This window comes from Tomitella biformata AHU 1821 (genome assembly GCF_000524475.1).
Taxonomy (GTDB): domain Bacteria; phylum Actinomycetota; class Actinomycetes; order Mycobacteriales; family Mycobacteriaceae; genus Tomitella; species Tomitella biformata.
Map to the genome: position 1 here is coordinate 42,588 of NZ_BAVQ01000022.1, position 12,469 is coordinate 55,056.

A 12,469-nucleotide genomic window follows, 5' to 3' on the forward strand; every position below is an offset into this window, starting at 1 on the left:
GAGAGGATGAGGCTTGTGCCCACTCCGACGCCCACCTCATCCGCGCTGGGGCACGCACTCCTCATCGTCGGCGACCGCTGGAATCTGCAGATCATCCGCGGTGTGTTCGCCGGCGCGCACCGGTTCCAGCACCTGCGAGACAGCCTCCACATCTCTGACACAGTCCTCGCGCACAGGCTGGGGCACCTGGTGTCCGACGGGATCCTCGTCGCTGTCCAATACTCCACCGCCCCGCCCCGAAGCGAGTACCGCCTGACCGCCGCGGGTAAGGGCCTCTGGCCCGTGTACGTGGCGCTGTGGAACTGGGACCGCTCCTGGTCCCCCCGCGCGCACCAGGAGCTAGGCGCCCGTCTGCGCCATTCCCCGTGCGACAACACCATCGTGCCGATATTCGGCTGCGGAGCGTGCGGGGCGATTGGGCTGACCGCGCGGGACGTGCGCACAGAGGTCGACGCCCGCCTGCTGCTCGACGTCGCAGACCGTCGCGGGCGCCGGACCACCGCACCGCCGGACGTCAACTCCACCGGAGTGCTCGCCGATCGCTGGTCGACCTTCCTGCTGGCCGCCGCCCTCAACGGCACCCGCCGGTTCACCGACTTCCAGGAGCAACTGGGCGCAATCTCGCCCGCCACATTGACCCAGCGGCTGTCCCGTTTCGTCGACGGCGCCATGTTGGACCGGGTGCCGGTCGCGGACGGAGCCCGCCGCCAGGAGTACCGACTCACCTTGAAGGGGATCGACTTCTTCCCCGTGTTCGCCACCCTGAACACCTGGTCGCAGGAGCATCTCGCGCTAGACGGCCAGTCCGGCCTATCCCTGATCCACCGCGCCTGCGGCGCCGAGTTGCGGCCGCGATACACCTGCAACGCCTGCAACGTCGAGCTCACGCGGCGGGAGATCCAGTTCGAGCGCTAAGGCTGGGACGCCTAGCGCCGGGGCCGAATCAGCACCTCTTGCGCCACCGATGCCACTAAATCTCCCGCCACCGTGAAGAACTCGCCGCTGGCCAACCCCCGAGAGTCGGAGACCGCCCTGCCGTGCTGGTGATACAGCAGCCACTCGTCCGCGCGGGCGGGCTGATGGAACCAGATCGAGTGGTCCAACGAGGACAGCGTGTGCCCGGGCAGTTCCGCACGGTCTAGACCGCTCGCGATGGACGCGAGCTTGATGTCCGAGACGTACGAGATTGCGCACAGCTGTGCCAGCGGATCCTCGCCCAGCGGCTCCCAGGCCCGCACCCAGTACATCTGGCTGCCCGCCGGCACGAGACCGTCTGGGACGAAGCGAAAGTCGAAGAGCTGCGCCGGGATGGGCTGGCGGTCCCACACCGCGCCGAAAAGCCCTCGGGTGCCGGTCAACTCGTCTGGCAGCGGCACGTCGGGCATGGGCAGTCCGTGCGCCGCGCCCGGCACGGCAACCTGAAAGGACACGGTGAGTGAGAAGAGCACCTCGCCGTCTTGCACGGCCTGCACCTGGCGGGTGGAGAAGGATCGGCCGTCCCGGGTCGCCTCCACGCGGTAGACGATGGGCTGTCCGGCCCGTCCGCCGCGGATGTAATAGCCGTGCGCCGAGTGCGCGATCCGCTCCGCCGGCACCGTCTGCCCCGCCGCATGCAGCGACTGCGCCAATACCTGCCCGCCGAAGGCCCGGTTGCCGATCGCCCCGTGGCACACGCCGCGGAACATCAGCGCCTCCAGGCGTTCGGCGCCCAGATGGATCGCGTGCGGGTGGGACTCAGTTGGCTCCATCGCGCAATCCTAGGGCCAGGCCGCGGCGATCAGCGCGGGCAGCACTTCACCGGCGGCCCCACGCAGGAAGTGCCCGTCGAGGCCGTCGAGACCCCCAAGGTCCGGATTCACCTCCACGAGAACCGCGCCCGACGCCGCGGCCAGCCGAGGCAGGTCCGCCGCCGGGTACACCAGGGAGGAAGTCCCCACCACGAGGATCAGGTCGCAGGAGCGCGCTGCGGACTCGGCGGCCGCCCACTCGCGTGGCGGCAGCGATTCGCCGAACCACACAACGCCCGGCCGGATCATCCCGCCGCAGTCGGCGCAGCGGGGCGGAGCCAGCCGTGCGGGGTCCGCGGGCACAGGATCCCGGCTGGACCAGCCGCGCGCGCAATCGAAGCAGCGCGGGGCGCCAATGCTGCCGTGGACGTGGATCACGGCGGCGCTGCCGGCGCGCTCGTGCAGGTCGTCGACGTTCTGGGTGACGACGGTGACCTGTGGCGCGAGCCCCTGTAAGCGCGCGATGGCGTCGTGCCCTGGATTCGGGGCGCAGCGCGCGACGAGCGTGCGCCGCCATTCATACCAGCCCCACACCAGCTCCGGGTCAGCCTCGAAAGCCTTGGCCGTGGCGAGCTGCGTGGGGTCGAATCGTTTCCACAGCCCGGTCAGCGCGTCGCGGAAAGTGGGTATGCCGCTCTCCGCCGACGCACCCGCGCCGGTGAGAACCATGATGTGACGGGCGGCGCGAAGCCGCTCGAGCAGATCACGAGGGAAAGCCGGGGTCACGCCTTGCCGGTGCCCTCGTGTCCACCCTTGCCCAGGTCGGCCAGCTTGCGGAAGTCCCAGCTGGAGATCTTGTCCACAGTGATCCGCAGCCACGCATGCCGGCCGTCCGGATAGAACGTCCCGCCCATGTACTTGTCGGCGAAGATCTGCTCGACGGCCGCCAGCTGCGGATCGGGCTCGGCGGAACGCGGCACGTCGCCCACGATCTCCGCGCGGCCGGACAGCTCCACGCCGCACAGCTCCATATAGTCGACGCCGGCGTCGACCACCACGGAGACGCGGGGATCGCGCACCAGGTCCGTCCACCGCTGGCTGCGGGTGATCGAGAACAGCCACAGCGCGCCGTCGTGCCAGCCGAACCACAGCGGGCTCACATGCGGGGCGCCGTCCTTCCCGACAGTCGCCACCCGGCACGTGCGCTCGGCCGCCAGGAACGCGTCGCGCTCCACGTCGGTCATGGCAATCGCCCGGCCTCGGCGCTGGTTGCGCACAAACTCATCAGCCACTGTGAACCCCTTATCGCTAACCCAGCTATCGACAATCTGGACGGTCACCCGAAATTAGCATGCTGGCACCGGCCAGAGCCCCAGACCGAGGCGACCCCACTACCGCTCACCGGGACGTTTCCGAAGTAATGTCAGCCACGAAAATAGAATTCGATCTATCGACCCACAGCCGAAGAGGAGCCAGACATGGCCGACACACTGAGTTTGCAGGGCAAGACCGCCCTGGTCACCGGCGCCGGGGCAGGCCTGGGCCGCTCTGAGGCGCTCGCCCTCGCGCAGGCCGGCGCGTCCGTCCTCGTCAACGACTTCACGGACCGCGCCGACGAGGTCGTCGCCGAGATCGTCGCCGCCGGCGGCCAGGCCCTCGCAGTCAAGGGCGATGTGTCCAACTGGGCCCTGGCACAGTCCATGGTCGCCACCGGCGTCAAGGAGTTCGGCTCCTTCGACATCCTGGTCAACAACGCGGGCATCACCCGGGACAAGATGATCTTCAACCTGACCGAGTCAGACTGGGACGACGTCATCAAGGTCCACCTCAAGGGCCACGCCGCGACGTCGGCCGCCGCCGCCGCACACTGGCGCGCAGCCTCCAAGGCCGCCGACGCCCCCGTCTACGGCCGCGTCGTCAACACCTCCTCCGAGGCCGCCCTCTTCGGCCCCGCTGGCCAGCCCAACTATGGCGCCGCCAAGGCCGGCATCATCGCGCTGACGCTGTCCACCTCGCAGGGCCTCTCGCGTTATGGCGTCCGTGCCAACGCGATCTGCCCGCGTGCCCGCACCGAGATGACCGCGTCCGTCTTCGAGGGCATCGACCAGTCCACCGGCTTGGACGCCCTGGCCCCCGAGCGCGTTGCCGCCCTAGTCCAGTACCTGGCCTCCCCCGCCTCCGACGAGATCACCGGCCAGGTGTTCGTGGTCTACGGCAAGATGGTCACGCTCATGGCCGCGCCGCAGATCGAGAAGACCTTCGAGGCCCCCACCGGCGCGTTCGACGCCGCGGAGCTCGACGCGCAACTGACCACCCACTTCAAGGGCCGCGGCAAGTACGAGACCTACTCGGCGTACAGCATCGCAGCGCTGGAGAAGCCCGCCCTCGCAGTCGACTAAGCACTCACAATCAAGGGAGAACCCATGGGCAACAGACTGGCAGGCAAGACGGCCATCGTCACGGGGGGCGCCGGTGGCATCGGCCGCGGCATCGTCCGGGCATTCACGAAGCAGGGCGCCAACGTCCTGTTCGTGGACATCAACGAAGAGGCCGGCAAGGCCCTTGCCGAAGAGGTGGGCGATCAGGCTCGGTTCATCTCCCTCGACATCTCCCAGCAGGAGAACGCCGCCAAGATCGTCGCAGCGGCCGTCGAGGCCTTCGGCCGGCTGGACGTGTTGGTCAACAACGCCCATGCCTCACGCCAGGCCCCCTTCGTGGAGACCACACAGGAACACATGGACCTGTCGATGAACACGGGCTTCTACGCGACGTTCTGGCTCATGCAGGCTGCGTACCCGCAGCTCAAGGCCAATGAGGGCGCCGTCATCAACTTCGCGTCGGGCTCCGGTCTGCGCGGGATGCCGACGCAGACGTCCTACGCCGCCGCGAAGGAGGCCATCCGCGGGATCAGCCGCGTCGCCGCCAACGAGTGGGCGGTGGACAACATCAACGTCAACATCATCAGCCCGCTCGCCGCGACCGAGGGCGTGCAGAAATATATTGAGGCCAACCCTGAGACTGGGGCGCAGATGCTGGCGAACGTCCCGCTGCACCGCTACGGCGACCCGGAGAAGGACATCGCCCCCGTCGCGGTGTTCCTGGCGAGCGAGGACGGCAATTACCTCACTGGCCAGACGATCATGGCCGACGGCGGCAGCATCATGATGCGCTGACAGTCGTGCACCACGCGGGGCCGGGACATCGATGTCCCGGCCCCGCATTCGTCTGGTCGGCGCCCATCACGCGCTACAGATGAGACGACTCACCCCCCGCGGACGGCGATATCGATAATGTCGGTTGCATGCCCCAAACGCTGCTCGCCGATGCCGCCAACCTCCTGCCAGACCTCGTCGCCCTGCGCAGAGCGCTGCACCACGAGCCCGAGCTCGGTCTGGAGCTGCCCAAGACCCAGGCGGCGGTCGTCGCCGCGCTGGGCGGCCTCGACCTCGAGGTCACCCTCGGCGAGGCCTGCACCTCCGTGGTGGCCGTGCTCCGCGGCGGACGGCCCGGCCCGACGGTGCTGCTGCGCGCGGACATGGACGCCCTGCCCATCGCGGAGCCTGCGGGACTGGAGTACGCCGCCACCAACGGCAATATGCACGCCTGCGGCCACGATCTGCACACTGCCGCACTCGTCGGCGCCGCCCGACTCCTCCATGCCCGACGCGCGGAGTTGGCCGGCGATGTCCTGTTCATGTTCCAGCCGGGCGAGGAGGGGTACGACGGCGCTGCGGTGATGCTCGCCGAGGGACTGCTGGAAACCACCGGCACCACGCCCATCGCCGCATTCGCGATCCACAATGGCCCTGGCGAGCGCGGTGTCTTCTCCACCCGTCCAGGCCCAATCCTCGCGGGCAATGGCAGGCTTCAGGTCACCATCCGCGGCGCGGGCGGCCATGGCTCCCAACCGCATTCGGCCCGCAACCCGGTGCCCGCGGTCGCCGCGCTCGCGGGCGCCCTGCAGACCATGCTCACGCAGCGGTTCTCGGTTTTCGACCCGGTGGTCCTGTCCGTGACCCAGCTGTTCGCCGGGGAGGCCGTGAATGTGATCCCGGAGTCCGCCGGGCTCGGCGCCAGCGTCCGCATGGTCTCCGCCGACGCGCAGGCCCGACTGGGCGAGGAGGTCCGCGTGTTCGCCGACGGCATCGCCGCCGCCCACGGTTGCACGGCCGAGGTCGACTTCACCCTCCAGTACCCGGTCACCGTGAACGACGCTGCGGCCACCAAGCATGCGATTGCCGCACTTTCCACGCTGCTAGGCGCGGAACGGGTGATCGAGATACCCACGCCCGTCATGGGTTCGGAAGACTTCTCCCGGGTACTCGCCCAGGTGCCCGGCACGTACCTCTTCCTGCACTCCAGCCCGAACTCTGTGAACCCCGCAACCGCAGCCGTCAACCACTCCCCGCACGTGCTATTCGACGACGCGGTGCTGGCCGACCAGGCCGCGGCGCTGGCGCATCTGGCGATGTCGACGTTGGCGGGCCGCTAGTTTGGTCCATTTCTCCGTGGTCGTCGGCGGCGTGCAGCTCTGCGGATAGTCCTGCCGCGGGCCTACGTTCCGCGGGCAGACAACGCCCGTATCGCCCCAATCAGGAGCCTCGGACACCGCAAATCCCCCGGCGGACGAGCCCAGAATCGGGTGCCGCGGAAAAAGCCCAGGTGGCGCATGTGGTGGCGGCTGGTCAGCCTTCACCAACGGGGGGATTTTGGCCGTTCCCCCACAACAATCGCAGGTCAGGTGCCCGCTGGTGAAAATCCTGACCACGCCATTAGTCCGTTTTCCCAGGTCACAGCGAACACGGACCGGCACTGACCGCACGAGCGGGCGGAACCCCGTCCCCATCGCCTAGATTCCCGACCAAACGGGCATCGGGCGCCCGCGGAACGTAGGGGCCCGGCAGGACTACCAACTACGACGTCGTGGCCATCGAGCTCAGTCCGCGGCGAGCACCGTCCGCAGCGCCCACGGATAGTCGGCCTTGCCACTGGGCGAGCGCTTGACCTCCTCCGCGAACACGACCACGCGCGGAATCTTGTAGCCGGCCACCTGGGTGCGGCAGTATTCGGTGAGCTCCTCGGGCGAGGCGCCGGAGTGGCCCTCCCGCAGGGCGACAGCAGCCGCGACTCGCTGACCGAACCGCTTGTCGGGGATGCCGACCACCAGCGCGTCGTACACCGCCGGATGCGTCTTGAGCGCTTGCTCGACCTCCTCCGGGTAGATCTTCTCGCCGCCGGAGTTGATGCAGTTGGAGCCGCGGCCCAGGAGCACAATGGTGCCGTCGCCCTCGAGGATCCCGCGGTCGCCGAGCACTGCCATTCGGATGCCGTCGATCACCGGGAACGTCGACGCGGACTTGACCGGGTCCCCCCAATACTCCAGCGGCACATGGCCGCTGCGCGCGATGAAGCCCTCGATGCCGGGACCCACCGGCCGGAAGTCATTATCGACCAGCACCATGTTGGGATTGGACCGGATCCGCTTGGTGCCGTCGGCGGCGAACTCGACGATGCCGTCATTGCCGGTCTCGGAGGCGCCGAACGCGTCCTTGATCACCAGTCCTGGAACCCGCTCGCGCAGTTGGTCTTTCACGCCGGTAGAGAACAGTGCGCCACCGGAGCCCACCATCTTCAGCGAGGACAGGTCGATCTCGGGGTGCTGCTCCATCGCCTCGGCCAGCGGCCGCGCGATGCCGTCGCCCACCACCGTGATGCCGGTGACCCGCTCCGCCTCGATCACCCGGAGCGCCTCCACAGCGTCGAAATCACGCATGATCACCCGTCGCGAGCCGGCCAGGAACGCGGTCAGCAACGAATACACCGCGGCCCCATGCATCAGCGGCGGGACCAGTAGGAACACCGGCGCGGCAGAGTTCGCGACCGCGGCGGCCACCACTTCCTCGAGGGTCAGACGCGGGGGTCCGCTCGTGTTCGCGCCCGAGAGCGCCGCGAAGTAGAAGTCCTCATGTCGCCACACCACGCCCTTGGGGTAGCCCGTGGTGCCGCCGGTGTAGATGATGAATTTGTCGTCGGCGCTACGCGGCCCGAAGTCACGCTCGGGCGATTGCGCGGCGAGCGCGGGCTCGTAGCCCGCCGTGTCATCGGCCGCGGGCGCAGCAGAGTCGACCACCACCACGTGCCCGACGGTGGGGCAGCTCGCGAGCGCGGCGCGCGCCGCCGCCAGGTACTCCGCCTCCACGATCAACGCCACGGCCTGGGAGTTGCCGTAGACGTGGACCAGCTCGGCCTCGACGTAGCGGTAGTTGACGTTGATCGGCACGGCCCGCACCTTCAGGCACGCGAGCACGCACTCGACGTACTCGATGCGGTTGCGCATGTGCACCGCCACGTGATCGCCCGGCCCGACCCCCACCGACTGCAGGTGGTGCGCGAGCCTGTTGGCCCGGACCTCCAGTTGCGCATAGCTGCGTTGCTCCGACTCACAGGTCAGGACGACGCGGTCTGGCACGGCGTCGGCCACCGACTCAAACAAGGTGGCGATGTTCAAAGTCACAGGGCAGTCCTTATCGTTTTGGGCGTCACACGGCTTCCCTGCACTAAATCACTTGCGCCTCGGGCACGGCCGCTCGTTCCAGTCACTGGGAGGCGAGGGCACGATCTGCGGCCGGTGCCAACATTATGGGGTCCCGGACATCCCCGCGGGGGACGCACTAAGGAAGGTCGATATGTCGCGTACAAGTGTTAGCCGATTCGGCAGATACTGCCGCACCGCCGTCGCGGTGGTGGGCGCAAGCGCCATTCTCGCGGGTTGTGCCAGCAGCAATGACGGGGCCGGCGACAACGCCGCCGAGGTGCCAGCGGGGTTCCAGACCGGAATGGTCAACGTGCAGCCCGCCCCCGGCCAGGCCGTCGACGGCGGCACTCTGACCTACGGCGTCCAACTGCTCGCCGCCTCCCTCGACCCGACCAAGACCGCAGCCCGTGGCGGCTCCGGCGGCGAGGCCCTCGCGGCGGTCTACGACGTCCTGATGTCCTATGACACCGACACCAACACGTACGAGCCCAAGCTGGCCAAATCCCTTGCGGCCAACGCGGACTCCACCGTATGGACCCTCACGCTGCGGGACAACGTCAACTTCAGCGACGGCACCCCTGTCGACGCCGCCGCCGTCGTCGCCAGCATCGACCGTTACAACCAGGGCCGCGGCAATGGGTCCGACCTGTGGCTCAAGTCGGTGGCCGCCGCCGAGCCCGCCGCCGACGGGGCCTCCGTCGTATTCACCATGACGGCGCCGTGGCAGCGCTTCCCGTCCATGCTGGCCCTGGGCCACGGCATGATCGTCGCGCCGGCCTCCCAGCAGGGTGAGGCCTTCACAGCCATCGGCGCGGGACCGTTCACCGAGGGCAAGTTCGCGCCCAACGAGGAGCGCATCTTCACCGCCAACCCCGACTACTACGCGGGCAAGCCCCACCTGGACACGCTCCGCATGGTGGCGCTCAACGGCCCCCAGGCCAACCTCGAGTCCCTGCAGAGCGGCCAGCTCGACGTCGCCTACATCCGCGGCCTCAGCGAGGCCATCGACGCGGCCAAGGCCGACGGCTACCCCGGCTACATCAGCGTCCTCAACGCCGGCGGCGCCGAGATCATCAACAACCGCGAGGGCCGTCCCGGCTCGGACGTGCGGGTGCGCCAGGCCATCGGCCACTCCCTCGACACCGAGCTGATCGACCAGCGCGCCGAGAACGGCGGGGGTCTGCCCGGCTCCGAGCTGTTCGGCCCCACCTCGCAGTGGCACACCGACACCCCCGGCATCGCGTACGACCCGGAGAAGGCCAAGGAGCTGCTCGCGGCCGCGGTGGCCGACGGCTACAACGGCGAGCTGAACTACGTCGTCCTCAACGAGCCGAAGGACCACGCCATCGGCTTGGCCGTGCAGTCGCTCCTGCAGGCGGTGGGCTTCAAGGTGAACGTCGTCCTGGCCAACAACGCCGGCGACATCCTCCAGAACGTGTACGTCAAGAAGGACTTCGACCTCGCCCACGCCGGGCTCGGCATGTACGAGTCCATCATCGATCTGAGCCTGGACTCGACCACCAACAGCACGTCGCTGGGCAACACCGGCGGCTACGCCAACCCGGAGATGGACCAGCTGATCGCCGATCTGCAGGCCACCCAGGATGACGACGCCGCCCGCGCCGTCATCGCGAAGATCCAGGCGCTGTGGAACGAGACCGTGCCATCCGCCCCGATCAGCGGCCTGCCCTCCTTCTGGGCCTGGCAGAAGAACGTCCACGGCGTCACCCCGACCGCCACGGGCATCATGCTGTTCGACCAGGCGTGGCTCGACGCCAATTAGACGACAACCAGCAGGACCCCCACCAGCCAGGTGGGGGTCCTTCGCATTCGCTAGGCCAGATTGTCGGCGATGACCACCTCCTCGCCCAGCGGCCGGGTGATCGACCAGAGGTCGAGGGCTGTGCACGCCGAGATCTTCCAGACGCCGTCCTCGACCACATACCGGTCGTCGTATTCGATGGCCGCGACCCTCTCCGTCTGCTCGTGCACGTTGACCTGCCGGAAGCGGAGCGTCCAGGAGCCGGTGGCCGTGGTGTCGCTGGTGAGCTGGATGTCTGGGTGCAGGCCGTGGTGCATGTCCAGGATCAGGTGTTTGCCATCCTGCTTGCGGAGCGCGATGGCCTGGTAGATCTCGGCGATCGGATCAGCGTCGTCGAAGGCGCCGAGCGGGCCGAAGTCGATCGCCGCGCCCCGCGCGATGAAAGCGGCGCGGAAGCCCACCGGGTCCTTGCCGTCGCACGCGCGCCAGTAGCGGTATTTCAGCGCCTTGATCTCCTCCACCGCCTCGAGTCGGGCGATGCGCTGTTCCAGGGTCGAGGATCGATCGGCCACGGGGGTCCTCCTGCTGATAGTGGGGCGGGGTGCCTGGCCCCGAACCTACTATCGCGTTGCCCCAACCAGGCTCTGCACGTCCCACACCCACACGTCGGCCGCCCGGTGGCCGGCGTCCCCCAACAGGTCCTGCACCGTCGTGCGCAGCGCGTCGGAGTTCTTGCCTGTCGGCAGCACCACGACATCCGCCTGCCAGAACCGCAGATCAACGACGGCCTGCGCCCGCTCCTCCGCCGTGATCTGCGGGACGACGCCGGACGAGAGCACCTCCCCGAGCAACTTCGCGGTGGGTCGCGTCGGCGCGCCATAGCCACCCTTGTCGTCGGGACCCGCCGGCCCCACGAAGTATCCGCCAGCCAGCGGAAAGCCCATCTTCGCGTCGATCTGCCAGGTCAGCGCCGTCGCATCGGCAAGCTGGGGCAGCGGCACCACCACGACGGAGCCGTGGTCCACGTAGTCCTGCCACACGCCCTTCTCGAAGAACACCGGCGTGGGCTCGCGGACCACCGCCGAGATTGGCAGCGGCGCGAGCGGGGCAAGCGTCAGGGCCAGCAAGACCACCCAGGCGCCGGTCGCCGTCATCGAACCCCTGCGCAGCACGCGGTCGGTGGCCAACGCCAGCAGCAGCCCGATCAGCGGCACCGCGGCCATAGTCAACCTGGTCTCCAGCACCGACTCGAACAGCGGCAGGCTGTCCAGCACGCGCCACGGCATGGGTATGCCGGTGTCTGCACCACCAACCTTGAGTGTGGGTCCCAGCGACAGCACGATCATCACGAGGGCCGTGATCGAGGCGGCGCGGGCCAGCGGTGATCGGCGCAGCCAGAGGGCGATGCCCGCCGTCATCGCGAGCAGCGGCCAACCGAAGTACGAGTTGAACTCGGTGCCGCTGCGGCCGAGCACCTTGCTGCCATCGACCAGGCCGCCCAGCGTCTGGGGCGAGAATTTCCACAGCGACTGCAGGTCATTCGACCAGCTGCCGTGAGTGAGGTTGCTATAGCTCTGGGGTCCGAAGAACTGCCACCACAGTGGGACTGCCACCAGCACGGCCGCCACGGCGGCGGCGAGCAGCAGTGGGCGGGCCAGGGTGCGCGCCATCGCGATCGCCAACCGTGGCGCGCAGGCCAGGTAGCAGACTCCGAAGATGACGGAACCAATCGCGAGGATCAGCAGCGGCTCCTCGCCCAGCATGATCTGCCAGGCGATCAGCAGTCCCAGAACCACGGACACCCGGCGGCGGGCCCCGCGGCCCAGACTGATGGCGCAGGCCAGGATCAGTGGCAGGACCCCGAGCACCACGAAGTTCGGGTGGCCATTGGCATGCGAGATCATCGCGGGTGCGAATCCGCACAGCAGCCCGCCGACGGCCGCCGCGGCACGGGACTCCACGGCGTACCTCGAGAACAGCCAGTACCAGGCATAGGCGGTGCCCGCGAGCCCGATGGTCATGGCCAACGTCCAGGTCATGGTGGGGCCGAATATCGCTGTGACCGGGGCCAGCGGGATGCTGAGGCCCAGCATGGCCGTGTTGCCCATGAGGTTGACGCCCTGCGGATAGTTCTGCAGCACCGAGCCCAGCGGATTCTCCAGGTGGAACACGGCCCGCGCGCCCACCGCGAAGAACCACTCCCACATCCGCTGGTCCTGGTCGCTCCCCACCAGATAGCCGGTGGTCGGGGCACGCCACTGCCCACCCAGCACAAACACCGAGAGCCCTGTGAACCCGACTGCCGCCAACAGGTCCGACCGTCGCGGGCTCCAGCCGAAGCGCCGGCGCCTCGTCGGCAGCCCTTCCTTCAGCAGTTCGAGCTCAGTCGTTCTCTGCGCCGTCGTCATTCGCGCCCTCACCCCAATTCCGTCTCCAAGATCGGAG

The 12,469-nt window shown here is 68.5% G+C and carries 11 protein-coding genes; 5 read left to right on the forward strand and 6 right to left on the reverse strand.

The annotated features are described in order from the left end of the window. Positions 1-15 precede the first annotated feature (15 nt). Positions 16-915, forward strand: a complete 900-nt coding sequence (locus TBIF_RS08390; protein ID WP_024794380.1) for a winged helix-turn-helix transcriptional regulator — start codon at positions 16-18, stop codon at positions 913-915. Between the two features lie 11 nt (positions 916-926). On the opposite strand, the gene TBIF_RS08395 is transcribed toward TBIF_RS08390, so the two are convergent. From TBIF_RS08395 to TBIF_RS08405, 3 genes are read right to left on the reverse strand one after another with little or no spacing between them, the layout of a single operon-like run. Then, positions 927-1,748, reverse strand: a complete 822-nt coding sequence (locus tag TBIF_RS08395) for an acyl-CoA thioesterase (protein ID WP_024794381.1) — start codon at positions 1,746-1,748, stop codon at positions 927-929. Between the two features lie 9 nt (positions 1,749-1,757). Then, positions 1,758-2,513 carry an SIR2 family NAD-dependent protein deacylase gene (locus TBIF_RS08400; RefSeq protein WP_024794382.1) on the reverse strand — a complete coding sequence of 252 codons (756 nt, stop codon included), beginning with the start codon at positions 2,511-2,513 and terminating at the stop codon, positions 1,758-1,760. Further along, positions 2,510-3,004 (reverse strand): pyridoxamine 5'-phosphate oxidase family protein, encoded by a 495-nt coding sequence (locus TBIF_RS08405; RefSeq protein WP_024794383.1) that lies wholly within the window; start codon positions 3,002-3,004, stop codon positions 2,510-2,512. Before TBIF_RS08405 ends, TBIF_RS08400 begins: the two co-directional genes overlap by 4 nt. A gap of 201 nt (positions 3,005-3,205) precedes the next feature. Here TBIF_RS08405 and TBIF_RS08410 point away from each other — a divergent pair, with 201 nt between their 5' ends. From TBIF_RS08410 to TBIF_RS08420, 3 genes are all read left to right on the forward strand, one after another. Beyond that, positions 3,206-4,126, forward strand: a complete 921-nt coding sequence (locus TBIF_RS08410; protein WP_024794384.1) for a 3-oxoacyl-ACP reductase — start codon at positions 3,206-3,208, stop codon at positions 4,124-4,126. A 24-nt stretch (positions 4,127-4,150) separates the two neighbouring features. Continuing rightward, positions 4,151-4,900: an SDR family NAD(P)-dependent oxidoreductase gene (locus tag TBIF_RS08415; RefSeq protein WP_024794385.1), complete on the forward strand. Its 750-nt coding sequence runs from the start codon at positions 4,151-4,153 to the stop codon at positions 4,898-4,900. Positions 4,901-5,028: 128 nt separating this feature from the next. Further along, on the forward strand, positions 5,029-6,219 hold the full coding sequence (locus TBIF_RS08420) for a M20 metallopeptidase family protein (RefSeq protein WP_024794386.1): 1,191 nt from the start codon (positions 5,029-5,031) through the stop codon (positions 6,217-6,219). Positions 6,220-6,663: 444 nt separating this feature from the next. On the opposite strand, the gene TBIF_RS08425 is transcribed toward TBIF_RS08420, so the two are convergent. Continuing rightward, complete coding sequence (locus TBIF_RS08425; RefSeq protein WP_024794387.1) at positions 6,664-8,241, reverse strand: acyl-CoA synthetase; 1,578 nt, start codon at positions 8,239-8,241, stop codon at positions 6,664-6,666. A 172-nt stretch (positions 8,242-8,413) separates the two neighbouring features. Between TBIF_RS08425 and TBIF_RS08430 the strand changes: the two genes are divergently transcribed. Then, a complete protein-coding gene (locus tag TBIF_RS08430; RefSeq protein WP_024794388.1) occupies positions 8,414-10,045 on the forward strand; it encodes an ABC transporter substrate-binding protein in 1,632 nt (543 codons plus the stop codon). A gap of 50 nt (positions 10,046-10,095) precedes the next feature. Here TBIF_RS08430 and TBIF_RS08435 read toward each other — a convergent pair whose 3' ends face one another. After that, positions 10,096-10,596: a nuclear transport factor 2 family protein gene (locus TBIF_RS08435; protein WP_024794389.1), complete on the reverse strand. Its 501-nt coding sequence runs from the start codon at positions 10,594-10,596 to the stop codon at positions 10,096-10,098. A 48-nt stretch (positions 10,597-10,644) separates the two neighbouring features. Beyond that, positions 10,645-12,432 (reverse strand): glycosyltransferase family protein, encoded by a 1,788-nt coding sequence (locus tag TBIF_RS08440; RefSeq protein ID WP_024794390.1) that lies wholly within the window; start codon positions 12,430-12,432, stop codon positions 10,645-10,647. Positions 12,433-12,469 lie beyond the last annotated feature (37 nt).